The organism is Streptomyces sp. NBC_00310 (assembly GCF_036208085.1).
Taxonomy (GTDB): Bacteria; Actinomycetota; Actinomycetes; order Streptomycetales; family Streptomycetaceae; genus Streptomyces.
The window spans coordinates 4,942,973-4,966,854 of record NZ_CP130714.1; the positions used below are offsets into that span (position 1 = coordinate 4,942,973).

20 protein-coding genes are annotated in these 23,882 nt (G+C 69.4%); 9 read left to right on the plus strand and 11 right to left on the minus strand.

What is annotated here, in order from left to right:
* The first annotated feature begins 241 nt into the window (after positions 1 to 241).
* Complete coding sequence (locus tag OG202_RS21620) at positions 242 to 1,054, plus strand: helix-turn-helix domain-containing protein (protein WP_328223348.1); 813 nt, start codon at positions 242 to 244, stop codon at positions 1,052 to 1,054.
* Positions 1,051 to 1,239, plus strand: a complete 189-nt coding sequence (locus tag OG202_RS21625; RefSeq protein WP_327729189.1) for a DUF397 domain-containing protein — start codon at positions 1,051 to 1,053, stop codon at positions 1,237 to 1,239. The genes OG202_RS21620 and OG202_RS21625 overlap by 4 nt, the downstream gene beginning before the upstream one ends.
* Here OG202_RS21625 and OG202_RS21630 read toward each other — a convergent pair.
* Positions 1,224 to 4,640 (minus strand): tetratricopeptide repeat protein, encoded by a 3,417-nt coding sequence (locus OG202_RS21630; RefSeq protein WP_327729188.1) that lies wholly within the window; start codon positions 4,638 to 4,640, stop codon positions 1,224 to 1,226. The two genes, OG202_RS21625 and OG202_RS21630, sit on opposite strands and share 16 nt — an antisense overlap.
* A 119-nt stretch (positions 4,641 to 4,759) precedes the next feature.
* Positions 4,760 to 7,372: a bifunctional FO biosynthesis protein CofGH gene (locus tag OG202_RS21635; protein ID WP_327729187.1), complete on the minus strand. Its 2,613-nt coding sequence runs from the start codon at positions 7,370 to 7,372 to the stop codon at positions 4,760 to 4,762.
* Between the two features lie 715 nt (positions 7,373 to 8,087).
* Between OG202_RS21635 and OG202_RS21640 the strand changes: the two genes are divergently transcribed.
* Complete coding sequence (locus tag OG202_RS21640; RefSeq protein WP_328223349.1) at positions 8,088 to 10,433, plus strand: immune inhibitor A domain-containing protein; 2,346 nt, start codon at positions 8,088 to 8,090, stop codon at positions 10,431 to 10,433.
* A gap of 182 nt (positions 10,434 to 10,615) precedes the next feature.
* Here OG202_RS21640 and OG202_RS21645 read toward each other — a convergent pair whose 3' ends face one another.
* Positions 10,616 to 11,467, minus strand: coding sequence for an LLM class F420-dependent oxidoreductase (locus tag OG202_RS21645; RefSeq protein ID WP_328223350.1), 852 nt, complete (start codon positions 11,465 to 11,467; stop codon positions 10,616 to 10,618).
* Between the two features lie 90 nt (positions 11,468 to 11,557).
* The gene (locus OG202_RS21650; protein WP_328223352.1) at positions 11,558 to 11,767 is read right to left on the minus strand and encodes a hypothetical protein; all 210 of its coding nucleotides are present in this window, start codon (positions 11,765 to 11,767) and stop codon (positions 11,558 to 11,560) included.
* Between the two features lie 299 nt (positions 11,768 to 12,066).
* On the opposite strand from OG202_RS21650, the gene OG202_RS21655 reads away from it, so the two are divergent.
* Positions 12,067 to 13,608, plus strand: coding sequence for a CehA/McbA family metallohydrolase (locus tag OG202_RS21655; RefSeq protein ID WP_328224703.1), 1,542 nt, complete (start codon positions 12,067 to 12,069; stop codon positions 13,606 to 13,608).
* A 306-nt stretch (positions 13,609 to 13,914) separates the two neighbouring features.
* Positions 13,915 to 14,745, plus strand: a complete 831-nt coding sequence (locus OG202_RS21660) for an SAM-dependent methyltransferase (protein WP_327729182.1) — start codon at positions 13,915 to 13,917, stop codon at positions 14,743 to 14,745.
* Between the two features lie 88 nt (positions 14,746 to 14,833).
* Here the strand turns inward: OG202_RS21660 and OG202_RS21665 are convergent, their stop codons facing one another.
* On the minus strand, positions 14,834 to 15,796 hold the full coding sequence (locus tag OG202_RS21665) for an endonuclease/exonuclease/phosphatase family protein (protein WP_328223354.1): 963 nt from the start codon (positions 15,794 to 15,796) through the stop codon (positions 14,834 to 14,836).
* Positions 15,797 to 15,878: 82 nt separating this feature from the next.
* On the opposite strand from OG202_RS21665, the gene OG202_RS21670 reads away from it, so the two are divergent.
* Positions 15,879 to 16,301, plus strand: a complete 423-nt coding sequence (locus tag OG202_RS21670; protein WP_327729179.1) for a nitroreductase/quinone reductase family protein — start codon at positions 15,879 to 15,881, stop codon at positions 16,299 to 16,301.
* Here OG202_RS21670 and OG202_RS21675 read toward each other — a convergent pair.
* The 4 genes from OG202_RS21675 to OG202_RS21690 all read right to left on the minus strand — a co-directional run bounded on the left by OG202_RS21675 (position 16,298) and on the right by OG202_RS21690 (position 19,555).
* Positions 16,298 to 17,638: an MFS transporter gene (locus OG202_RS21675; RefSeq protein WP_328223357.1), complete on the minus strand. Its 1,341-nt coding sequence runs from the start codon at positions 17,636 to 17,638 to the stop codon at positions 16,298 to 16,300. The genes OG202_RS21670 and OG202_RS21675 overlap by 4 nt on opposite strands.
* 26 nt (positions 17,639 to 17,664) lie before the next feature.
* Positions 17,665 to 18,318: a winged helix-turn-helix domain-containing protein gene (locus tag OG202_RS21680; protein WP_327732213.1), complete on the minus strand. Its 654-nt coding sequence runs from the start codon at positions 18,316 to 18,318 to the stop codon at positions 17,665 to 17,667.
* A gap of 437 nt (positions 18,319 to 18,755) precedes the next feature.
* Positions 18,756 to 19,019, minus strand: coding sequence for a hypothetical protein (locus OG202_RS21685; protein ID WP_327729177.1), 264 nt, complete (start codon positions 19,017 to 19,019; stop codon positions 18,756 to 18,758).
* Between the two features lie 101 nt (positions 19,020 to 19,120).
* Complete coding sequence (locus OG202_RS21690) at positions 19,121 to 19,555, minus strand: ATP-binding protein (RefSeq protein ID WP_326582055.1); 435 nt, start codon at positions 19,553 to 19,555, stop codon at positions 19,121 to 19,123.
* Positions 19,556 to 19,785: 230 nt separating this feature from the next.
* On the opposite strand from OG202_RS21690, the gene OG202_RS21695 reads away from it, so the two are divergent.
* Together OG202_RS21695 and OG202_RS21700 are read left to right on the plus strand one after the other, a co-directional pair.
* Positions 19,786 to 20,637 (plus strand): helix-turn-helix domain-containing protein, encoded by an 852-nt coding sequence (locus tag OG202_RS21695; RefSeq protein WP_327729175.1) that lies wholly within the window; start codon positions 19,786 to 19,788, stop codon positions 20,635 to 20,637.
* 12 nt (positions 20,638 to 20,649) lie between these two features.
* On the plus strand, positions 20,650 to 20,892 hold the full coding sequence (locus tag OG202_RS21700) for a DUF397 domain-containing protein (RefSeq protein ID WP_327729174.1): 243 nt from the start codon (positions 20,650 to 20,652) through the stop codon (positions 20,890 to 20,892).
* Between the two features lie 408 nt (positions 20,893 to 21,300).
* Here OG202_RS21700 and OG202_RS21705 read toward each other — a convergent pair whose 3' ends face one another.
* Positions 21,301 to 21,585 (minus strand): hypothetical protein, encoded by a 285-nt coding sequence (locus OG202_RS21705; RefSeq protein ID WP_327729173.1) that lies wholly within the window; start codon positions 21,583 to 21,585, stop codon positions 21,301 to 21,303.
* A gap of 667 nt (positions 21,586 to 22,252) precedes the next feature.
* On the opposite strand from OG202_RS21705, the gene OG202_RS21710 reads away from it, so the two are divergent.
* Positions 22,253 to 22,705 carry an IclR family transcriptional regulator gene (locus OG202_RS21710; protein WP_328223359.1) on the plus strand — a complete coding sequence of 151 codons (453 nt, stop codon included), beginning with the start codon at positions 22,253 to 22,255 and terminating at the stop codon, positions 22,703 to 22,705.
* A 75-nt stretch (positions 22,706 to 22,780) separates the two neighbouring features.
* On the opposite strand, the gene OG202_RS21715 is transcribed toward OG202_RS21710, so the two are convergent.
* Positions 22,781 to 23,842 (minus strand): esterase-like activity of phytase family protein, encoded by a 1,062-nt coding sequence (locus tag OG202_RS21715; RefSeq protein ID WP_327729171.1) that lies wholly within the window; start codon positions 23,840 to 23,842, stop codon positions 22,781 to 22,783.
* Positions 23,843 to 23,882: the final 40 nt, after the last annotated feature.

Here is a 23,882-nt window from a genome sequence, read left to right on the forward strand (position 1 = left end):
ATCGCCCAGTTGCCGTTCGGTGAGCAGTCTGGCCAGTCGAGCACCTTTTCGAGTTGCGGACAACTGCCTCGTGAAGAGGTACGCACTGGCGGGGACTTGGCGAAGGGTTTCCTGGTTCACGTCACTCAGCGTCGCGACTCGTTCCTACTCTGAACGACCCCGGTACCTGGCGTGACTGACCGGGTGCCGTCGCGGGCCGTACGGCTCGTACGCGAGAGACGGGAAATGGGAGATGGGCAGCATGGAGGACGAGGAATCCGCGGCCGTACTGAAGGCGGTCGGGCGACAGATCAAGGCGTGGCGCGAGGCCGCGGGAATGCGGCAGTGCGAGCTGGGTTCCGCGATCGGGTACGGCGAGGAGATGGTCTCGTCGGTCGAGCGCGGACGGCGGGCGCCGAAGCCGGAGTTCCTGGACACGGCGGATGAGGTTCTGGGGGCGGGCGGGAAGCTCGCGGCGATGAAGGAGGACGTGGAGAAGGCGCGGTATCCGAAGAAGGTTCGGGATCTTAAGAAGCTGGAGGACGAGGCGGTTGAGCTGGGTGCCTACGCCAGCCTCCAGATTCATGGTCTGCTGCAGACGCCGGAGTATGCACAGGCTGTGTACGAGTTGAGGCGTCCCGCATACACGGATGAGGAGATCGACCGTCATGTCGCCGCGCGCATGGCGCGTAAGGCCGTCTTCGAACGTGCGCCTCGACCGTCGATCACGTTTGTCCAGGAAGAGGTGGCGCTGCGGCGGCCTGTCGGAGGCAGAATGGTGCTGCGACGACAGCTCGAACACCTGCTGGAGATGGACGAGTTGCGGCATGTCGAGATCCAGGTGATGCCGACGGACCGGGTGGACCATGCGGGCCTGAGCGGTGCCTTCCGGGTGCTGAAGCTGCGGGACGGCAAAACACTTGGGTACACGGCGTCCCATCTGCACGGCCGAGTGATCTGCGGTCCCCGGGAGGTCCAGATCCTGGAAATGCGTTATGGAATGATCCGGGCCCAGGCGCTCTCACCCCGGGAGTCGCGAGCCTTCATCGAGAAAGTGCTGGGAGAAGAAATATGACCTCCGCGCTGGAGTGGTTCAAGAGCAGCTACAGCGGCAGCGACGAGCCCGACTGCGTCGAGGTCGCCCTGGCCCCCGCCAACCCCACCGTCCACGTCCGCGACTCCAAGGACCAACAGGGCGCACAACTCGACTTCGCCGCAAGCTCGTGGGTGGCGTTCGTCGGCTCCTACTGCGCCGCGTAACGCGCCTGGAAGGCGTTCCGCGCCTCGGTGACCCGCGCGAGGCGCGGGGCGAAAAGTGCCGGATCGGCGTCGGGGCTGCGGGACAGGAGGGTCAGCTGGACCGTCAGGTCGGCCAGATCTTCCCAGTCATGGCTCAGGGACAGTCCCTCGGTGATCGCCGAGTCGGCCCGCGACCAGTCGCCCAGGGCACAACCGGCCAGTGCCTGCGCGAATGTGACCGTCGCGTCGACTGGCGTGTCCACCTGCGCGCTCGCCCGCAGCGGAGCATGCCACAGGGGCATTGCCGCCCCCAGCCCCGTCGACATGCTCAGCTTCAGTGCTGACTTGACCTGGACGTCCACCAAGCCGGGCACGCGCATCCACCCACCGACGTTGCGCGCGCGTTCCCACCGCTCGGGCATCGTGTCGACGTACCAGTCCGGCCGCTGGGCCTCGTCGTCGTGACGTCCGCACCAGAACAGCACCTCGGCGGTTCTCCGGCTGGCCCACTCGACCGCTGTTCCTCGTTCGACGCACCGCCCGAGGTCGGCGAGAGCCTGGGGAAGCCGCCCCATGGCGATGCAGGTCTTCGCTCGGGCGACATAGAGGTTCGCCTCGTCCGGGTCGAGGAGGATCGCCTGGTCGAGGTCCCGAAGCGCTTCGAGGTACCGCCCCCGCCGCAGGCGCACGACACCTCTGTTCGCCAGCATGGCCGCGTTGAGCGGGTCCCGTTCCAGCACCCGGTCGAGCTCGGCAGCCGCTTCGTCGTCCACGCTCAGCGAGACCAGGGTCATCATCTTCAATTGACGGCCCAAGTCGTCACCGGGGTGACGCCGCAGCACGAGCTCGCAGTCGGCCAGCGCCTCCACACGGCGGCCGGTGGCGGAATACGCGACGGCCCGCTGGTGCAGTGCCCAGATCCCCGTCGCGCCCTCAACCGAGACGGCACCGTCCAGGTCGGCGAACTGGCCTTCCTCGTCCCCCAGGGAACCGCGCAGGAGCGCACGGTGAACCAGCGCCCAGCTGTAGGCGGGACGCAGTTCGATCGCCCGGTCGAAGGCCGCGCGTGCCTCCGCGTCACGGCCGAGGCGAGCGAGCGCATACCCGCGACCGGCGTACGCGGAGGCGTACTCGGGATCGAGCGCACAGGCACGCGCGAGTTCCTCGGCTGCCTCCTCGTTCCGCCCGGCCAAGCGGTAGAGGTCCCCCCGTTCGGAGGCGATCCACACACTGTCGGGCGCGACCTCCACCGCCCGGTCGAGGTCTGCGAACGCCTCCTCCGGCCGCCCCTGGTCCCGGTGCAGCTTTCCCCGCTGGACCAGGCCCCACAGGTACTCGTCGTCGATCTCCATCGCACGGTCGAAGTCGGCAAGCGCCCCGTCGTGGTCGCCGAGGAAGTACTTGCTGCTCGCCCGGCTGCCCCATGCCTTCTTGTACGTGGGGTCCAAGGCGAGGACCTGGTCGAACACCTCGATGGATTCCTCGAAACGGCGCATGATCCGCAGGGCCTCTCCCCGCTCGAAGATGATCCGCGCGGTGCCCGGGAGCAGTTGGTCGGCTCGATCGAGGTCGGTCAGGGCCGCTGCCGCGTCGCGCCGCCGCGAATGGGCGATGCCGCGTCCGTAGTACGCCTCGACCGACTCGGGGTTCAGCGCCGCGGCCCGGTCGTATTCGGCGAGGGCCGCGTCGTAGTCGCCCGTCTTCCGTAGTTTCCGCCCACGCGCGTTGTACACGTCGGCGCGCGCGGACGCGTCGAGGTCGGCTCGTTCCAGCAGCAGGGCGAGCGCGGACAACTCTCCACACGGCTCCGCCGAGAGCGCGACGAGAAGGTCACGACCCCATCCGCGTAGCGTCTCCGTGTCCGTCTGCTTCCCTACGTCGGACAACACCCGCGCGCAGCCCCGCGCCGCCGCCGTGTCCGCGTCACACGCGTTGACGACGTCCGCGAGGACCCGCCCCAGAGCGTTCCCCGGCCGGGCACACAGCAGGTGGTACAGCTCTTCGAGCCGCAGCTCGCGCCAGGTGTCGCTGAGCCACAGCTCCTCCCTGTCCACCCCCTCCTCCGTCTCGCCCCGCCACCGGCCGAACACCTCCGCGAGCCGTGCGTGTGCCTCCGCCCACTGCCTCGGTGCGCGAGTCCGCTGGAGCCGGAGCATGGCCGTGCGCACGACATCGTGATAGCGGACCCGGCCTTCCCTCTCGGTGACGAACGGCAGCCCGCGCAGCCAGTCGTACGCCCCCTCGGCCTCCCCGTCGTCCACGGCCATCCGGAACACGTCCTCGTCCAGCCACCTCGGCAACGCACACGCCAGCGCGACCGCGCGCCGTGCCGGGTCCCGCTCCCACTTCAGGAAGCGCTCCACGGCCGTAGCGCTGGGGTCACCCACCGCTCCCGCGCCACCGCCCGCGTCCTTGGCCAGCGTCGACACGAGCACCGGAAGCCCCCCGGACAGCCGCAACACCTCCCGTACGACGTCCTCGTCCACCACCTGCTTCGCCGCGAGCAGCTGACGCGCCTCGGACTCCGTGAACGGCTCCAGGGCCAGTTCGGTGACGAAGCCGGCGTAGTCGCCCCAGCGGGCCGGGTCGGGCCCGTGCTGGCCCGCCAGGGTGAGGATCACGTTCGCGGGGAGGGCGCCGTAGCGGTCCGTCGTGACGAGGTCGAGGAGCCAGGCGTCGAGGAAGGGAGCGGTCCGCTCGTAGGTGTCGAAGAAGAGGGCGATCCAGGGGACGTCGGCCGCCACACGGTCCAGTTCCGAGACGAAGACCGGTGTGAGGATCTTCAAGGGCTCAAGCACCAGCTGCACGTCGTCGTGATTGCGAAACCTCGCACTCAGCGCCGCCCTCAACCGATCCGTCCCGTTGGCGACCTGGTTGGGGTCGATCGCCCCCGCGAAGGCGCCCACGACCGGAACCATGCCCAGCCCGATCAGCCCGGCCTGCGTCACCGCCATGCTGCCCGCCGAGGGCGGTGCGGGTGAGCCGGAGTCCGGCCCGGCATCCAGCGCGGCCGACGCCGTCTCCGCCTCATGCCGACGCTGGCGGTAGGCGGCGAGAAGCTTGTCGAGCGCCTTCAACTCGACGCCCTGCCGGGCGAACTGCGCGCTGATCGCCGCCATCGCCTCCGGCGCGCTGTTCACCGTCTCGTCGGTGCAGGCGGTGAGCGCCTTCCGCTGTGTCGCCACGGCCTCCAGCTCGCGCACCAGCGACGACTTGCCCACACCCGCCGTGCCGTGGATGTGGAAGACGAAGCTGTGTCGTTCGTCCTCCGGGGAGGTGTCGAAGTTGCCCCGGAACAGGTCGAGTTCATTGCGGCGCCCGACGAAGCCCGCACGCTTGCGCCGTCCGATCAGCTCCTGCATCGACAGCCGAGCCTGTGCCACCCGTACGTCCCCCTCGTCCCGGATTCCAGCCGCCACCATTCTGGCTCAGCGGATGGCGGAGCGGCAGCGTGCGCCACCACGCTGCGGCGGGGTCTACGCGTCCACCCGCCACCCCAAGGACACCGAGGAGCAGAGCGCAGCCGGAATGGCCCCGGCATTCAGTCCAGCACCGGCAGCAGCTCCGGCAGATGGCCGTCCGAGACCGCCGCCGCGCGTTGCCGTTCCTCCGGGACCTCGCCGTACAGGGTGGTGCGGGGCCTGGCCGGGCGGCCCGCCGCGTCCGCCACCGCGATGAGGTCCTTCACCGACTTGTAGGAGCCGTAGGAGGAGCCCGCCATGCGGGAGATGGTCTCCTCCATGAGGGTGCCGCCGACGTCGTTCGCGCCGGAGCGGAGCATCTCGGCCGCTCCCTCCGTGCCGAGTTTGACCCAGCTGGTCTGGATGTTGGGGATCCAGGGGTGGAGGAGGAGGCGGGCCATGGCGGTGACGGCCCGGTTGTCGCGCATGGTGGGGCCCGGGCGGGAGATGCCCGCCAGGTACACCGGCGCGTTGGTGTGGATGAAGGGGAGGGTCACGAACTCCGTGAAGCCGCCGGTGCGTTGCTGGATACCGGCCAGGGTGCGCAGATGGCCGAGCCAGTGGCGGGGCTGGTCGACGTGGCCGTACATCATCGTCGAGGAGGAGCGGATGCCCAGCTCGTGGGCGGTGGAGATGACCTCGATCCAGGTGGCCGCCGGCAGCTTGCCCTTGGTCAGGACCCAGCGGACCTCGTCGTCCAGGATCTCCGCCGCCGTGCCGGGGACGGAGTCCAGGCCCGCCTCCTTCGCGGCCGTCAGCCACTCGCGGATGGACATGCCGGTCCGGGTCGCGCCGTTCACCACCTCCATCGGGGAGAAGGCGTGGACGTGCATACCGGGGACGCGGGACTTCACCGCCTTCGCGATGTCGAAGTACGCCGTCCCGGGCAGGTCGGGGTGGATGCCGCCCTGCATGCAGACCTCGACCGCGCCGAGGTCCCAGGCCTGCTGGGCCCGGTCGGCGACCTGGTCGAGGGAGAGCGTGTACGCGTCGGCGTCCGTGCGGCGCTGCGCGAAGGCGCAGAAACGGCACCCGGTGTAGCAGACGTTCGTGAAGTTGATGTTCCGGGTGACGATGTACGTGACGTCGTCGCCGACCGCCGCCTTGCGGACGTCGTCCGCGATCCGGCAGAGCGCGTCCAGCGCCGGCCCGTCCGCGTGCAGCAGGGCCAGCGCCTCGTCGTCCGACAGCTTCGTGGGGTCGTCGGCCGCCGTCGCCAGCGCCTGCCTTACGTCCGTGTCGATGCGCTCGGGGGCCATACCGGGCGCCGCCGCCTCACGCAGGGCGCCCCAGTCGCCGTAGACGGAGTCGAAGTCCTCCCGGCGGTCGCCGGTACGGCCCTCGGTGTCGATGGAGGTGTGCAGATCCGTACGGCCGGCGGCGACGAAGACCTCCTCGGGCTCCTGCCACGGGTGCCCCTCGACGACCGCGTCCGGCAGGGCGAGGCCCGTCCCGGGGTCGGCGAGGGCCCTGACGTGCGGCAGGAGGCGCGGGTCGAGCCACGGCTCGCCCCGCGTCACGAACTCCGGGTACACACACAGGCGTTCGCGCAGCTCGAACCCGGCGGCGCGGGACCGCTCGGTGAGTTCCTCGATCTGCGGCCAGGGCCGCTCGGGGTTCACATGGTCGATGGTGAGCGGCGACACGCCGCCCCAGTCGTCGATCCCGGCGGCGATCAGCCGCTCGTACTCGCTGTCGACGAGGTTCGGCGGGGCCTGGACGCAGCCCGACGGGCCCATGATGTGCCGGGCGACGGCCACCGTGGCGACCAGCTCGTCCAGCTCCGCGTCCGGCATGCCGCGCATCGCGGTGTCCGGCTTGGCGCGGAAGTTCTGGATGATCAGTTCCTGGATGCCGTGGTACGCCCGGGACACCTTCCGCAGCGCGAAGAGCGACTCCGCGCGCTCCTCGTACGTCTCCCCGATCCCGATGAGGACTCCGGACGTGAAGGGGACGGAGGAACGGCCCGCGTCCTCCAGGACCCGCAGCCGGACCGCCGGTTCCTTGTCCGGGGAGCCGTGGTGCGGGCCGCCCGGCTCGGACCACAGTCGTGTCGCGGTGGTCTCCAGCATCATCCCCATCGACGGGGCGACGGGCTTGAGCCGCTGGAAGTCCGTCCAGCTCAGCACGCCGGGGTTGAGGTGCGGGAGCAGTCCCGTCTCCTCCAGGATGCGGATCGAGATGGCCCGGACGTACGCGATCGTGTCGTCGTACCCGTGCGCGTCGAGCCACTCGCGCGCCTCCGGCCAGCGGTCCTCCGGCTTGTCGCCGAGCGTGATCAGGGCTTCCTTGCAGCCGAGCGCGGCCCCCTTGCGGGCCACGTCCAGCACCTCGTCCGGCGACATGAACATCCCGTGCCCGGCCCGCCGCAGCTTGCCCGGCACGGTGACGAAGGTGCAGTAGTGGCACTTGTCCCGGCACAGCCGGGTGAGCGGGATGAAGACGCTCTTCGAGTACGTGATGACACCGGGGCGGCCGGCCTCCTGGAGGCCCACGTCCCGCACCCGCGCCGCCGACGCGGCCAGATCCTCCAGATCCGCGCCGCGCGCCTGCAGCAGCACCGCCGCCTCGGTCACATCGAGCGCCACACCGTCCCTCGCCCGTTTGAGCGCACGCCGCATGGAGTTCTCGGTCGGGCCGGTGCCGCCGGGGCGCCCGGTGGGGCCGGTTCCGGAGATCGCGGAAGTCGTCATCCGTCGAGCATACGAGCGACAGAAGCAGCCCAGGCAGCCACGGGCAGGCGATGAGGCCGGTTTCCGTTACGCGGTGTAACTGGCGACCTCGCGGCAGGCGACCCCTGGCTGTTCAACGCTCCGCCGGGGTGGGGGCGCGGCCGAGATCGACCGAGGGAGCGTCCGCGTCCCTCGTCAGCACCTCATCAGCACCTCGTCGACACCTCGTCAGCACCTCGTCAGCACCTCGTCGGCAACCGACGGACCCACGAAGAGCACACCGCACGGCCGGGCCGAATTCCCCTGACGAAAGACCCGCCGACAACCACCCGGTAGTAACTGCTCAGTAATAACTGCCCAATGGCCGATGAGGGTCGGGAATGATCTCGATAATGACCGGTCGGTAATAACCGTCACTCATACAGGGCGGTCCATTCACCCATCCGCCCATCCGCCCATCCGCCCATCCGCCCATCCGACTCATCCGACTCATCCGACCCATCCGTGCACTTCCTTTGATGGATCGGTGAACGCATGGTGCACAAGTCCGGCAACGGCCGTCGCGCGATGAAGTTACTCGTGCCATAGACGATCTCGAACTTTCTTTTTCTCTCAACTCCCTGTCAAATACGTTTACTTGAACCATCACGCGTGTCACGAGCCGCAGGCGTCGCTGGAGAGGACTGTCCGCCGCGCGCCCGCAAGGTGACCGCGTCCAGGAAGGAACCCCCCACAAGTGACCAGCAAACCCTGGACGTTCAGGGCCGCGGCAACCGGTGTCGCCCTCGCCGCCGTGGCGACGTTCACGAGCTTCACCGTCACCACCACGCAGGCCGCCGAAGACCACACGCCGGCCGCGTCCGCGGATCACCACGACCCGGCCGACGCCCACGCCGCACACGAGCACGACCTCGAAAGCCCGCTGAGCAAGACACAGGCCGCCCAGCGCGAGGAGGCCCTGAAGCAGGTCATATCCGGCGACGCCACGGTCAAGAACCGTGACGGCTCCCAGGTAGTGCGGCTGAAGAGCAGGAAGGGCGACCCCAAGTATGTCGAGCTGGGCCGCGAGAAGACCGACAGGATCTTCACGGTCCTGGTCGAGTTCGGCGACCAGACGGACAGCGCCTACGGCGGCACGCCCGGCCCGCTGCACAACCGGATAGCCAAGCCGGACCGCAAGAAGAACAACACGACGGCCTGGAGGGCCGACTACAACCGGAAGCACTACGAGCAGCTGCTCTTCGGCACGGGCAAGAAGACCGAGTCGATGAAGAAGTACTACGAGAAGCAGTCCTCGGGCCGCTACTCGGTCGAGGGTGAGGTCTCGGACTGGGTCAAGGTCCCCTACAACGAGGCCCGTTACGGCTCGAACAAGTGCCAGCCCGACACCTGCGCCTGGCAGGTCGTCGCGGACGGCGTCACCGCCTGGGCCGAGCAGCAGAAGGCGGCCGGGCGCACGGACGCCGAGATCAAGGCGGAGGCGGCGAAGTTCGACACCTGGGACCGTGGCGACTTCGACGGCGACGGCGACTTCAACGAGCCCGACGGCTACATCGACCACTTCCAGCTCGTGCACGCCGGTGAGGGCGAGGAGGCCGGCGGGGGACCGCAGGGCGAGGACGCCATCTGGTCGCACCGCTGGTACGCGTTCAGCGACGACTGGGACAAGATCGGCCCCGCGGGCAACAAACGGGGTGGCGCCCCGATCGGCGACACCGGCCTCTGGGTCGGCGACTACACGATCATGCCGGAGAACGGCGGCCTCGGTGTCTTCGCCCACGAGTACGGCCACGACCTCGGTCTGCCGGACCACTACGACACCAGCGGCAAGGGTGAGAACTCCACCGGCTCCTGGACCCTGATGTCGGGCGGCTCGTGGCTCGGCCAGAGCAAGACCGAGATCGGTGACCTGCCCGGCGACATGACCGCCTGGGACAAACTGCAGCTCGGGTGGCTGAACTACGACACGGCCAAGGCCGGGAAGAAGTCCACGCACACGCTGGGCGTCGCCGAGTACAACACCGAGGACAAGCAGGCCCTCGTGGTCGAGCTGCCCAAGAAGCGGGTGAACGTCGAGGTCGTGAAGCCCACGGAGGGCTCGCAGCAGTGGTGGAGCGGCAGCGCCGACAACCTGTCCAACACGCTGACCCGTTCCGTCGACCTCACCGGCAGGACCTCCGCGGCGCTGACGCTCGACGGCTGGTGGGACATCGAGAAGGACTACGACTACCTCTACACCGAGGTCTCGACCGACGGCGGCGCCACCTGGACCGCCATCGACGGCACCGCCGACGGCCGGCCGATCAGCCGTGACAGCGGTGACAGGCCGGCCCTGGACGGCACGACGGACGGTTTCAAGAAGCTGTCGTACTCCCTGGACGCCTACGCGGGCCGGAAGATCGACCTGCGCTTCCGCTACCAGACCGACGTGTACGTGGCCCAGAAGGGATTCGTGGCCGACCGGATCACCGTCACGGCCGACGGCTCGCCCCTCTTCTCGGACAACGCCGAGACCGCGGACCCCGCCTGGACGGCAGCCGGCTTCTCCCGCTTCGGCGGCTCCTACACCACGGAGCACGAGCAGTACTACATCGCCGAGAACCGCCAGTACGTGTCGTACGACAAGGCCCTCAAGCTCGCGATCAACTCCACGCGTCCGGGCTGGGTGGAGCGCTACCCGTACCAGAACGGCCTGCTGATCTGGAAGTGGGACACCTCGCAGCAGGACAACAACACCAGCCAGCACCCCGGTGTCGGTCTGCTGCTGCCGGTCGACGCCCACCCGAAGGCCCTGAAGTGGTCCGACGGAGAGCTGGCGGGGAACGACCACCAGACGCACGACTCGACGTTCACCCTGGGCCGCACGGACGCGTTCACGCTGCACTGGGGGAAGAAGGTCACGCTGAAGATCACGTCGAAGAAGGGCGTGTCGACCTTCAACGACCGCACCCACACGTACTACGACAAGAAGAACCCCACGGCCGGAGTCGAGATCACCAACACCAACACCAAGATCACCATCATCAAGGAGGCCAAGGACGGCTCCACGGTCACGCTCCGGGTGGGTCCCGCGGTGAAGTGACCGCGACCGCCTGACGACCGCGCATCGGCCGCGACCTCCGGGAGGTCGCGGCCGATGACGTCCGCGGGCGGAGCCCCGAAAAGGGCGCATGGGGCGCATGGGCGGGGGACCGTGTCGACCACCGCAGCCGGACGGTTTCCGGAACGACATCGGCACCGGGCGCCCCCGCACCTGTCACCCCATCAGCGCTCCATCAGCGCACCGTACGAGTCCAGCACCCCCAGCACCTCGGCCTCCCCCGCCGGAGGCAGCTGCACCACAGCCTCCTCGATCCCCAACTCCGCGTAGTACGCCAGCTTCCCCGCACTCGGCTGCACGGCGTACGGCACCACCTGGAGCGCCGCCGGGTCGCGCCCCGCGTCCGCCCAGGCCGCCCGCAGCACCGGCAACGCCTCCCCCAGCCCCCGCCCCCCGATCGGCAGCCATCCGTCCGCGTACTCGGCGATGTGCGCGAACAGCTTCGGCCCCGCGGCCCCACCGATCAGCGTGCGCGGCCCGACCACCGGCCCGCGCGGCTTCTGCGCCGGCTTCGGATGGGCCTGACTCGCCCGTACGCTCCCGGACTCCCCCTCGTACGCCGTCGGCTCCTCCGCCCACAGCGCCCGCATCAACGCCATCCGGTCCCGCACCAGCTCCCGCCGGGTACGCCACGTCACCCCGTGGTCGGCGGCCTCCTCCACGTTCCAGCCGTAGCCGAGGCCGAGGGTGAGGCGGCCGCCGGAGAGGTGGTCGACGGTCGCGATCTGCTTCGCGAGGTCGATCGGGTCGTGCTGGGCGACCAGCGTGATCCCGGTGCCGAGGCCCAGCCGCTCGGTGACGGCGGCGGCCTGGCCGAGTGCGACGAAGGGGTCGAGGGTGCGGCCGTACTCGCGCGGCAGCTCCCCGCCCGCCGGGTACGGCGTCGTCCGCTCGACGGGGATGTGCGTGTGCTCGGGGAGGTAGAGCCCCGCGAAACCGCGTTGCTCCAGCTCGCGGGCGAGCCGGGTCGGAGTGATCGTCTCGTCGGTGAGGAAGATCGTCACGGAGATGCGCATGCGTCATCTCTAACCGCTCCGCCCACGAATGTCCATACCGACCGGTCGGAACCTGATGGCTGACACCGGCGTCCCTCCATGGACCCGACCTCAGTGGGCGGCCAGCCACCCGACGCCGGCGACACCTACGACACCGGCGGCGATCTTGGCGACGGTGGGGTTCCTCTCGCGCACCATGGCCCAGATCGTCGCGGCGGTCACGAGCACCGCGAGCGTGCCGATCGAGCCGCGCAGCAGTCCATGGCTGTACCCGTATGTACCGAAGTGGGCCCTGAGCCAGAACAGCCAGACGAACCTCACGCGTACCCCCGTTCACCGTGTCCGAAATCCGGACACTATCTCACGCATGACGGGGTGTGGCGGGCGTACCGCAGCTCCAGGAGACCGGCTCTTCGTCGCGGTCGGCGGGCACGTCATGACCCGGCGCAACTCGGCCAAGTGGAAACCCGCCGATTCCCCTCCCTTGCCCCGCAGTTCACCACCGAATACGAAGGTGGCACACACACCACGGACCACCCCCGCACCACTCTCGGAACCACCCCGCACCGCCCCGCACCACCCATGCCATGTCCCGCACGACCGACCTGGGGAGCAGCAGCATGTGCGACGACCACCACGGCGACCACGGTGACGGGAACGGACTCGGAAGGCGCGCGCTGTTCGTGACGTCGGCGGCGGCCGCGCTTACGTTGGGAAGCGTGACCTTTGGGACGAGCGGCGCCGAGGCCGCGGACGGCGGCCAGGAGACGAAGACCATCCGGGGGACCCTCCCCACCGGGTCCCCCGATTTCGCGTATCTGCCGGTCGAAGTGCCGCCGGGGGTAAGAGAGTTGAAGGTCTCGTACAGCTACGAGAGGCTGACCGTCCCGGCCGGCACCATGGGCAACGCGCTCGACATCGGTGTCTTCGACGAGCGCGGCACGGAGCTGGGCGGCAAGGGCTTCCGGGGCTGGTCCGGCGGCGCCCGCACGGAGTTCTTCATCCGGGCGGACGAGGCGACTCCGGGCTACCTCCCGGGCCCGGTCCGCCCCGGCACGTGGCACATCGCGCTGGGCCCGTACACGGTGGCACCGGGCGGGCTGCCGTACGAGATCACGATCACCCTGACGTACGGCAGGCCGGCCGCGGCGGTGAAGCCGGTGTACCCGCCGGAGCGGGCCAAGGGGCGGGGCCGGGCCTGGTACCGGGGCGACTGCCATCTGCACTCCTGGTACTCCGACGGCCGCCGTACGCTCGCCGAGCTGGCGGCGCTGGCGCGGGCCGCGGGACTGGACTTCATCAACAGCTCGGAGCACAACACCCCGTCCGCGCACGCCCATTGGGCCGAACACGCCGGTGACGACCTGCTGATCCTGCTGGGCGAGGAGGTCACCACGCGCAACGGCCACGTGGTGGCGCTCGGCATCGACCCGGGGACGTTCGTCGACTGGCGGTACCGGGCGCGGGACAACCGGTTCGGCAAGTACGCCCGGCAGATCCGGCGCGCCGGGGGCCTGGTCGTCCCGGCCCATCCGCACGCCACCTGCATCGGCTGCAACTGGAAGTTCGGCTTCGGCGAGGCGGACGCGGTGGAGGTGTGGAACGGGGCGTACTCGCCGGAGGACGAGGTGGCGCTCGCCGACTGGGACGGCATGCTCGTGGCGGCCGTGCGCGAGGGCCGCCAGGGGTGGATCCCGGCGATGGGCAACAGCGACGCCCACCGCGACCCCGACCCGGTCGGCCGCCCCCAGACGGTCGTCCTCGCCGACGACCTGACCAGGGAGGCCATCCAGGAGGGGCTGCGGGCCGGACGCTCGTACGTCGCCGAGTCCAAGGACGTGTCCGTGTCCTTCACGGCCTCCGGGGCGCGCGGCGAGCACGCGGGCATCGGCGAGCGGCTGCCGGTGGACGCCGACACGCCGGTCACCGTCCGCCTGGAGGCGACGGGCTCCCCGGACTGCACCCTCCGCTTCGTCACCGACCAGGGCGTCCTGTTCACCTCGGCCGCGCTTCCCGCGTCCGGCACCGGGTCCGCGGAGTGGCGTACGACGGCCTCGTACGCGGCGTACGTACGTGCCGAGGTCCGCCACCCGCCGATCGTCCCGGGCTTCCCCGGCCCGCTGGCGGCCTTCACGAACCCGATCTTCCTTGGGCGGCGATAAGGCGGTGACATCGGTCGGCGACTTCGGACGGCGACAACGGTCGGCGACTTCGGCTGGCGCCATCGCCCGGCGACAACGGCCAGTGACATCGGTCGGCGACAACGGTCAGCGACATCGGTCGGCGACAACGGTCGGCGACAACGGTCAGCGACAGGGCGCGATAGCAGCCAGCTGGAAGGTCCGGCGAACGTAGGGGGAACCCGCGTACGGAATAGCTGTGTTGGGCCTTAGGTTTGGCTCGACACAACACGTGCGTCCGTACCTCCGTACGCGTGACGCACCTGCACGGCCAAGGAGACGGCGCCCATGACCGATCACGCGACCACGCCCGACCCGGCGGTGGCTCCGGCGGCGAAGGAGAAGGTCGACACTTCGGTGCCCGCCTCCGCCCGCATCTGGAACTACTGGCTCGGCGGCAAGGACAACTACGCGGTGGACGAGGCGGCCGGCGACGCGTACGCCGGCGCCTTCCCCGGCATCGTGACCATCGCCCGCAGCAGCCGCGCGTACCTGCGGCGCAGCATCCGGCATCTGGTGGAGGTGGAGGGCGTACGGCAGTTCCTGGACGTCGGCACCGGTCTGCCCACGGCCGACAACACCCACCAGGTCGCCCAGCGCAGCGCGCCGGAGTCGAGGATCGTCTACGTCGACAACGACCCGATGGTCCTCGCGCACGCCCGCGCGCTGCTGTACTCCGCCCCCGAAGGCGCCACCGCATACGTGGACGCCAGCCTCTACGACACGGACCGCGTCCTGGAGGCCGCGGCCGCGACGCTGGACCTGTCCCGGCCCACGGCTCTGATCCTCAGCGGCATCCTCGGCCACGTCCGCGACTACGAGGAGGCCCGCGACATCGTCCGCCGCCTCCTCGACGGCCTCCCCTCCGGCAGCTACCTCAACATCAACGAGGGCTCCCGGGGCACCGATCCCGACTACGAGCGCGCCCAGGACGCCTACAACGAGACCGGCGCCGTCCCGTACTTCCTCCGCCCCATCGACCAGATCACCGGCTACTTCGACGGCCTCGACCTGATCGACCCCGGCATCGTCTCCGTACCGCTGTGGCGCCCGGACGACACGGCGGCGGGCGAGCCGAAGCCGATCGGGCAGCACGGGGGGTTGGGCAGGAAGCCGTAGGTTTTCCGGGGGTGGGCGACCGGGGGTTTCAGTGGCCCCCGGCCCCGCCGTCACGCACGTCGTCGTCCGCTCCATCCGATCCGTTCGCTCAGTTCGCTCCGTCGGTCAGGTCGGCCACGACCGCCATGTGGTCGGAGGGCCATACGCCGTCGACGGGGGCGTCGCCCGCCCTCCGTACGGCGCGCACGTGCCCGATTCCGCCGGGGCCCGGCGGCCCGACGTGGATGTAGTCGACCCGCACGCTCGGCCCGAACGACTTGGCGACGTACGGGTTCGCGATGTCCCAGGTGGCCGATGGCACACCCGGCTCGGCGTACTCCCAGACGTCGAAGAAGCACTGCCCGGGTACGGCGGGCGCGGTCTTGTACCCGCCGAGCAGCCGGACCTCGTCGGAGTCGGGCCAGGCGTTGAAGTCCCCGGTGATCACGGGCGGGTGGGCGCCTCGGCCCCGGTGGCGGGCGACGAACTCGACCAGCGCGGTGACCTGGCGGCAGCGCACCGCGGACGCGTCGGTCGCGGAGCTGAGGTGGGCGGTGAAGAAGGGGACGGGTGCCGCCGGTGCGTCGAGGAGGGCATAGAGGGCGCCGCGCCCGCTGTCGCCCTCTCCCGTCGGCAGCCCGATGGTGTCCCGCTCCAGCACGGGCCATCGGCTCAACACGGCGTTACCGATCCCGACGCTCGGGTCCCCGATCCGCCGCTGCCAGCGCGCGGGGTCGCCGTACGTGCCCCAGGCCCAGTGCATACCGAGTTCCCCGGCGAGCCACCCGGCCAGGTTCTCCCGGTTCGCCGTATCCGCCGGGTTCGCTGCGGTGGCCGTACCCGCTGCGGTCGTCGTGTTCGCGGCATTCGCCGTATCCGCCGCGCTCACCGCACCCGCCGCCACACCCGCCGCCGCGTCTGCCGCGTCTGCCGAGTGCTCTCCGCCCTGCTCCCAGACCTCCTGCAACCCGACCACGTCGGGCCGCAGTTCACGCAGCACGGCGAGGATCGCCTTCTGCCGCTCCTGCCACGGCCCGAACCTCCACCACAGATTCCATGTCACGACCCGCACCGGCCACCCACCGCCTTCGCCCCGTAACCCCGTACCCGATCCTGTAATCCGTACCTCCCACACCCCGAGGAGAACCACGCCGATGTCCCGCAGTGCGGACCACGCGAACCATCCGGGCCACGCCGGCCTCAAGCAACGCGTCGTCACGGCCTTCCAGCGCCGTGTCGCCAACCCGGTCCTCCGCCGCGTACCGCTCCAGACGGTTCTGGAGACCACCGGCCGCACCTCCGGCCTCCCCCGCCGCACCCCCATCGGCGGGCGCCGCGTCGGCACCACGTTCTGGCTGGTCTCCGAGTACGGCGAGAAGTCCCACTACATCCGCAACATCAAGGCCGACCCCTCGGTCCGCGTCCGCATCCGGGGCCACTGGCACGAGGGCACGGCCCACCTCCTCCCGGACGACGACGCGGTGGCCCGCCTGCGCACCCTGCCCCGCATGAACAGCGCGGCGGTACGGGTGCTGGGGGCGGAGCTGCTGACGGTACGGGTGGACCTGCGCGGCTAATGCGCTGTGCCGGCACCGGCGCCGGGCCCGCGGGTTGATCGGTCAGGGAGCCTTGGTGGAGCTTCTTCCTCAGGGTGGCGTTTCAGAACACCTCTCCCACCCGGACGGTCCATCTCGCGCCACTCCGGCCGCAGTCCTGCCAGGTTCGTGGTGAGGAAGTACGTGGCCCCGCAGACGAGCAGTACCGGCACCAGTCCGACGGAGGCCACCGCCGCCCCGGCGATCAGCCCACCGAGCGGGATTCCTGCCCAGGCCAACGAGTCGCGGAGCGCGTTGACCCGGCCCAGCATCCGGCGGGGCACCCGTTCGAGGAGGACGACCCCGATCACCGGGTTGAGGAAGCCCGCACCGAATCCACTGACGGCGAAGACGGCCAGCACCGCTCCCAACGGGGCGTCGACGGCGAGGATCAGGAATCTCGGGGCCCCGGCCAACAGGAACCCGGTGAAGAACACGACCCTGCGCCGCAGCCGGTGTGCGGCCACCGCGGCGATCAGGCTCCCGGCAACCGCTGCGGCTCCCATCGCGCTGCCTGTGAGGCCGATCGCGGTCGGCCCGTTGCCGGACTCCTTGGCCCAGACGGGCAGGAGAACCGTCATGAACGCCGCATCGAGCAGGTTGGTGATGCCCACCATGATGATGACGATGAGCAGCAGCGGCTCGGTGCGCAGGAAGGTGAGGCCTTCACCGAAGCGTTTCCAGTAGCCCGCTTTCGTCTCTCCTGCCTGCGACGAGGCGCCCTCGGTCGGCTCTCCCATGCGGCGAGGCAGCGCCAGTGCGATGATCACCGATCCGAGAGCGAAGCAGCCCGCGTTGACGACGAGACCTGTCAAGGGGCCGAGCAGTGCCACCAAGGAACCGCCGACCGCCGGGCCGACGGTGGAGGCGAGCCGCTCGGTCGCGCCGGACAGGCCGGTGGCCCGCTCCAGCGGCACCCCACAACGCTCAGCCGCTTCCGGGACCATGACTTCCTTGGCCAGGTCGCCGGGTCCACGGGCGGCGCCGATCACCGCGACGAGGGCCAGCAGAAGCGGAAAGGACAGCAGGTGCAGGGCGTGCAGTAAGGGGACGGCGGCGGCAGCGGTTGCGCTGACGAGGTCCGTCGTCCAGGAAACGATCCGTGGGCCGGCCCGGTCCACCAGTGGTCCGGTGAACGCCTTGACCACCACGTAGGGAGCCATCTCGAAGAAGGCGACCAGCCCGGTCTGGGTGGCGCTGCCGGTCGTGACCAGGACGAACCAGGGCAGCGCGACCGCCGAGATCCGCGTACCGGTCAGCGACACTGCTATGGCCGCCAGCACCCCACCGAGGGGCCGTAAGGACCGCCTTGTGGACATGCTGTCGGCGCCTAAGCCGTCCCGTGTCACGACGTCTCCGTTCCGGTCACGGCCTCAGAACCGGAGTGGGCCGCCGACGGGGCGGGCGCATCCAGTTCCGGCAGGAACTGCGTGATGACGCCGACCCGCTCGGCTCCCTCCGGGGCACTCGCCGCCGCCTCGGGCGTATCTCTCCGGTACCGGGCGATGACGGCCCGCAACTCCTGCCGCAAGGCGACGGCCTCTTCGGGTGTGAGCCGCAAGGCCAAGTCGCTCATGTCGAAGGTGTCCCGCCACGCGCGGGGCATCGTCTGCAACTCGTTCAGCGTCTGCTGGGTGCGCAAGGTGTAGGTGGCGGCGACGGATTGCAGGAAGGCCAAGGTGGCCTCGGGCTCCCGATCGACCAGCTCCCGGTCATTGAGCTCCGTCATCTGATGCACGGAACGCCACCAGCGCTCTCGCGCGTTGCCCCGCCCGGCGTCCTCCTCAACGAAACCGGCCGCGCCGAGCTGGCGCAGGTGGTAGCTGGCCGTCCCGGAATTCACGCCCAGCCGCTCCGCGAGACGGGTAGCTGTCGATGGGCCGTACTTCCGCAGCAGTCCAATCAGCTGCACGCGCACCGGATGCGCCATGGCACGCAGCCCCTTGGCATCCAGAACAACGGAGTCCTCTTCAACCTTGGGGCCCTCTGGCCTCTTCATCGCGTCGGTCACACCGCACAGGCTAAACCGCGAAGAGTTCTTCGCGAAGAGTCCTTCGCAAAGAACTCTTCGCGGTCTGCTTCGCGCGCGAGATCCCGTTGCTCATCCATCGACCGATCGATGAGCAGGAAATTGCGGTCCGAGCAGGGCGGCCGCGCGGGGATCACGGAGCCTGACACAGCCGATGCCCGCCGGCCGCCTCACAGCGCCGACCGGGGCCGTCGCCGTCTCCTGCGACCGCCGGCAGCGCCAGGTCTCCGGCGACACCGGCACCGAGCCGGCGAGCGAGCAGGCACTCCGGCCGCCTGGACAGAGATCGGGCCGGCACCGCGCCGCCGGGACGCCCGTCATCCGGCCTACGAACGGCCGTCAGGGTCCAGCTCCTCCCGCCAGAGCGTCTGCCACAAACAGCGGTTGCGGGACAGCCCTTGGCCCTGTCAGGTGTCCTCGGGCTCCAGCTCGAAGGTGAAGTAGATGCTCAGCGTGTAGGGCTCGTCCTCGTCGTGTGCGAAGTCCCATGACACGTCCACGAGGAAGACGTCGTGCTCCCCCACCCACTCATGGGCCTTCCTGAAGGCGTCCGCGGCGGTCGTGGCGGGAAACAGCTTCCTCGCCATGGGATGCACCTGGGACTCGGCGTCCGTGTCGTCGAAGCCCTCCGGAACGGCCAGGCAGAGATTGGGATCGGGATCGGGTTTCATGGAGTACGCCCTTTCCGGTCGGTCGCCGGTACGAGTCGGGCGGAGGCCGACCCTCCGATCACGACGCCGGGTAAGACCGCCGCACCCCCGGCAGGGTTGCTTCAGCCCACCGCGGCCCCGCAGTCCACCCACAACAACTTCCCGCCCCGCGAGACGCCGAGGTCGCGCAGGACGGACACTCCCCGATCCTCGGAGCAGGCCCGCACGAGACACAGCCCCCGACCGCGCTCCGAGTCGGCGTGGACATCGACGCGCTCGCCCTTGCCCTCGAACCCGGCCGGCACCCGCCAGTCCCGGTCCCACACCCCCACCCGCAACCGCCCGCCGATCTCCACCACCCGCAGGGCGTACTCCCTCGTGGTGTGCTGGTGGGCGTTCGTCAGCAACTCCGTGGCCAACAGCTCTGCCACCGGGCGGAGTTCATCCAGGTCATGGGCTGCCAGCACGGCCCGCAGGGTGGCACGTCCCACGCCGGGGGAGCGCGGGTCGCGGGGAAGGCGCAGCGTGTAGTCGAGCGACGGCGATACGGTGGCCATGAAAGTCTCCGGTCACTGAGGGGAGTTGGATCGTGTCGTTGAGCAGTCGAAGTCGGGGTCGAGCAGTACCCAGTGGCCGTCGCCGCTCCGTCGAGCGGGGCACTTCTGGGTGGGGCGCCTGGAAATAAAATAGAGCCCACGCAAGTAACTTTTGATGAATCCGCGAAAACTTCGACAAGCTTCCCTCGTGTGGGTGATACCCCAGTCGGTCCTGAACAAGAGGAGTTCGCATGCCCCCGAAGCCCGTGGCGTCCGCCCGCCGCCTCCGGCTGGCTGTCGAGCTGCGCAAAATGCGCGAACGAGCGGGTATGACCGCCACCGAGGCAGCACGGCACCTCGGCATCGGCCAGGGCCAACTCAGCAACATCGAGTCGGCCCGGTTCGGTGTCAGCCCCGATCGGCTTCGAGCGATGGCCCGCGCCTACTCATGTGCGGACCAGGCCTTCGTTGAGGCCCTGGTCGACATCTCGACCGACAAGTCACGCGGCTGGTGGGAGACGTTTCGCGAAGTGCTCCCGCCCACGCTCCTGAACATCGCCGAGTTGGAGCATCACGCGACCGCGCTCTGTTCGGCCAACACGGCACACGTGCCCGGACTGCTGCAGATCACCGACCATGCTCGCGAAATCTTCCGGCAGGTGGTTCCCGAGTTCTCCCGTTCCGAGATCGAGCACCGGGTGAGTCACCGTCTCCAGCGTCAAGCGCTACTGGACCACAACGACGCGGTGCCGTTCCGCGCGATCATCCACGAAGCCGCACTACGTGTGCCGGTGGGCGGCCCCTCCGTCGCCAAACGTCAGTTGGATCACATCGTGGAACAGAGCGAACAGGCGCACATCACCGTGACGGTGATCCCGTTCGCCATCGGCGCCTACCCCGGTTCCGGGCAGAACATCTTCTACGCGTACGGGCCCGTCCCCCAACTCGACACGGTTTCACTGGATCAGTCTCACGGGCCTGTACTCGTGGACGCGGAAGCCCAGTTGGAGACCTACCGCATGCTGCTGGACCGTATGGAACAAGCAGCCCTCAAGCCGTCGAAATCGCGCGACTTCATCCACAACCTCGTCCACGACCTGTGAAGGGTAAAAGCCATGCCTGCCTACGCCTGGCAGAAGTCGTCCTACTGCGGCCAGGGCGAATCCTGCGTCCACGTCGCCGCCATGCAGAAGTCCTCGCACTGCCAAGAAGGCGAAGCCTGCGTCCACATATCCGCCGACCCCACCACCATCCGCCTCATCGAGTCCGCCGACCCCACCCAAGCCGTACTCGACGCCGCCCCCTCTGCCTTCGGCGCCCTGCTGCGCTCGCTGAAGGAACTCCCACGTCGCGACTGACATCCTCCGCGTACTGGTGGGCTCCCGTGTTCAACTGTCGCCGGAGCTGGTGGAGTTCAACGGGGCGAGGGACCACGTCCACAGACCCGACCGACACGGGACGCAAACGCTGGACCATGCACTGGAAGGCCGCGCTCCAAGCCTTCGACATCACCTTCGACGGCCGGCTCACCGCCGGACACCGCTGAACAAAACCGAGGGTGTCGGCGAGGTCGGCTGGGTAGGCCGGGGGCTTCATGAAGCGCGTGCAGAAGGGGCCCTGCCAGTGCCGGGGCCCCTTCTCAAAGCTGGGCAGGACGTGGACCTGCGACTCGCGCTTAGTTGCGGGCTACCAAGCTACGCAACCCGTGTCGGGGGCGTTCAGCCTGGGTGGTGGCCGACTGTGACAGGAAGTTATGAAGCAGCGATTTACGTGCTGGGATCCTCTGCCAGAATCGCGTCTCGAATTACTTCGAAACTGGACTCCGCTTCTGGGTCACGTTCCATCATGCGCTCCCAGAAGTCGCCTGCAATCCATTCCCTCGGCCCGAGGCTCAAACCACCCCGGCGGTTGATCTCCACACTCCACTGGGAAGGGATGACGTCCGACACTTGATCGAAGCACTTCCCACTGTACAGGCCAGCGAGTTCACCCGACGAGTCCTCGATTCGCAGCGAGGAAGAACCGTCGCTACTCACATGCAGTTCGAGCACGACGTACTCCCGGCCGGGGGTGAGGTGGTACCTGCCGTCGACGGGATTGGGCGGTGAATCCGGAGAACCCAAATAGCGAACTCTCACCTTCTCTCCCCTCCACCCAGCTTGATCTTGTAGTCGCATCAGTAGATTTCTTCGGTCACTTCATTCTTGTAGAAATAAACGTGCGTCGCGCCGTCGTAACAGTGCACGATTCCATACAACGGGCACGGGGAGGTCGCCTCCCCGGGCCCGTTGTATGCAGGGGCGAGGGTCAGATGTCCCCGGGCGCTGTGGCGGTGAGCCGGTCGGCGGCTTCGGCATCGGTCATGATCAGCATCTGCGGCTGGTGGGCGGTGCCGTCTTGGACGACGTGAACGTGACCCGGATGGGCACTACAACTCGCACAACTCTCCCAGATCCCCAAAGGTCCCAGTCAGACAGAAATTCTGAACAATATCCCAGGCGTGGTCGACGGCTGCCGTGTAGAGGTGCCGGAACTCGCCGCCCTGCTCGCCGCGGTCGTAGAGGATGCCGAGTTCCCGGTAGGTGTCCAGCTCGCCGGGGGTGAACTCGTAGCGGGCGTCGAGGTCGTCGTAGTAGTGGCGGGGATCTGGAGCAGTCGCGTGCCGGCTGTGCGGAGTCGGCGGGCGGTGGCGGCGATGTCGTCGGCGGCGAGTGAAACGTGTTCGTCGCCCGCGACCTCAGACGCGTCTGCGTCGCCCACGAGGAGAGCCCGCACCCTCTGCGCCACGTCGTCGACATCGGTGACGAGCAGCCCTTGTGGGCCGGCGCCTCCTCCAAGATCCTCCTGCGGGACGCCTCCGACACCCTGCTGCGCCGCGTCGCCGCCTCCTCCCCGCACGGCGAGGCGTACGCGGACGAACTGCGCACGCGAGCGCAGGAGGCGGTGCATCACGGCTACGCGGTCAGCAGCAGCGAGTGGGACGAGGGCCCGACCGCGGTCGCCGTCCCGGTCACCGGCCTCTCCGGCAAGGTCATCGCCTCCCTCTCCGTCAGCGGCCCCAGCCACCGCTTCCCCTACGACGCGGTCGAGCGGTTCGCGGCCGACCTCTGCGAAGCGGCGGGGCTCATCTCCGATCAGGGGTTCAGCCACCCGCTCGGGCCGAACCACTGAACCCGCCTCGGCCGGCCCGTCGCTCCCGCGGTCGCGTGGGACGACGCGCCGGCCACGTCACGGCTGCCCGATCACTCAACGCGGCAGCCGGACATCGAGCGAATACAGGCGGGTGATCTGGGTCTCCCGCTCGTTGTCGTCGCTGACCAGCAGCAACCGCAGGCGCCCGGCGGCTGTGTGGCCGGTCACGGCCAGTCCTTCGATGTTGTCCAGCAGGGGGTTGGGCTGAGGCTGTTCGGCCGTCGCGCCGAGGCTCGGGCAGTCGACAAGGTCGGCCAGCAGGGTCTTGGACGCCAGCCGGGCCGGGCCGTCCGAGGTGAGGGCCTCGGTGCCACTGACGTCGTCGGCCCGGCGCGGGTCGGCCAAGTAGAGGCGGACGGTGTTGCCGACGCCGACGGTGAAGCCGCGTTCGAGGACGAGCAGCCGGCCGTCTCCGACAGCGGCGAGCTCGACGACTCCCAGGCCTGTGTCGGCCTGGTAGCCGTACTGGGCGCCGACCTTGAAGGACTTGCCAAGGCCTGCGCGGTGCCAGGTCTGCAGCCGCACCACGTCGGCCTGGTCCCCGGAGAGCGCGCCCTCCATCGAGGCGACCAGGGTGCGTCCGCCGCGCTGGAGCGTCAGCCCCTCGAAGGTCTGGTTGCGTACCGCCCGTCCAGCCGGGGCGACGGCGAGGGCCGCCGGTACCGGCAGTGCCTCGACCGCCGTGCCGTCACGGTCGTAACGGGTGACGGAGGGCTCGGTCTCCGAGCTGATCAGCCGGGTGCCGTCCAGGTCGACGGCCAGCCCCTCGGAGTCCGGCGCCCTGCCGTTCGCGTCGGTGAGCGAGGCCACCGCCACCGCCTCGGCGCTCAGCGAACGGGCCCTCTCCCGCACGTCGAGCGAGTAGACGTACGACTCGTCGGACACCGCGGTGATCCGGCCGCCCCGGTCGACGGCGAGGGCGGACAGATTGCCCACGTAGACGTCATCCAGCGTCTTCTTGTCGAGGTCGTCGGAGAAGGCCCGTATGCGGACAAGGTCGGAACAGTCACGCGACAGGGCCCCCGGGGAGCCCGCGTGAGCCGCGCCCTGCGCCAGCACCACACCTATTGCCATGCTCATGACCACAGATGCCGTGATCGATCTGCTCAAGCGCATGCGCGTACTCCTTGAACGAGGGAAAGAGGGGGAAAGTCCG

Excerpts from the sequence above, each read along its gene's own strand:
- OG202_RS21675 (WP_328223357.1), bottom strand. The coding sequence starts at position 17,638 with ATGTCCACAAGGCGGTCCTTACGGCCCCTCGGTGGGGTGCTGGCGGCC.
- OG202_RS21620 (WP_328223348.1), top strand. The coding sequence starts at position 242 with ATGGAGGACGAGGAATCCGCGGCCGTACTGAAGGCGGTCGGGCGACAG.
- OG202_RS21635 (WP_327729187.1), bottom strand. The coding sequence starts at position 7,372 with ATGACGACTTCCGCGATCTCCGGAACCGGCCCCACCGGGCGCCCCGGC.
- OG202_RS21680 (WP_327732213.1), bottom strand. The coding sequence starts at position 18,318 with ATGAAGAGGCCAGAGGGCCCCAAGGTTGAAGAGGACTCCGTTGTTCTG.
- OG202_RS21690 (WP_326582055.1), bottom strand. The coding sequence starts at position 19,555 with ATGGCCACCGTATCGCCGTCGCTCGACTACACGCTGCGCCTTCCCCGC.
- OG202_RS21715 (WP_327729171.1), bottom strand. The coding sequence starts at position 23,842 with ATGCGCTTGAGCAGATCGATCACGGCATCTGTGGTCATGAGCATGGCA.
- OG202_RS21655 (WP_328224703.1), top strand. The coding sequence starts at position 12,067 with ATGTGCGACGACCACCACGGCGACCACGGTGACGGGAACGGACTCGGA.
- OG202_RS21630 (WP_327729188.1), bottom strand. The coding sequence starts at position 4,640 with ATGGTGGCGGCTGGAATCCGGGACGAGGGGGACGTACGGGTGGCACAG.
- OG202_RS21625 (WP_327729189.1), top strand. The coding sequence starts at position 1,051 with ATGACCTCCGCGCTGGAGTGGTTCAAGAGCAGCTACAGCGGCAGCGAC.
- OG202_RS21695 (WP_327729175.1), top strand. The coding sequence starts at position 19,786 with ATGCCCCCGAAGCCCGTGGCGTCCGCCCGCCGCCTCCGGCTGGCTGTC.
- OG202_RS21685 (WP_327729177.1), bottom strand. The coding sequence starts at position 19,019 with ATGAAACCCGATCCCGATCCCAATCTCTGCCTGGCCGTTCCGGAGGGC.
- OG202_RS21645 (WP_328223350.1), bottom strand. The coding sequence starts at position 11,467 with ATGCGCATCTCCGTGACGATCTTCCTCACCGACGAGACGATCACTCCG.
- OG202_RS21670 (WP_327729179.1), top strand. The coding sequence starts at position 15,879 with ATGTCCCGCAGTGCGGACCACGCGAACCATCCGGGCCACGCCGGCCTC.
- OG202_RS21700 (WP_327729174.1), top strand. The coding sequence starts at position 20,650 with ATGCCTGCCTACGCCTGGCAGAAGTCGTCCTACTGCGGCCAGGGCGAA.
- OG202_RS21660 (WP_327729182.1), top strand. The coding sequence starts at position 13,915 with ATGACCGATCACGCGACCACGCCCGACCCGGCGGTGGCTCCGGCGGCG.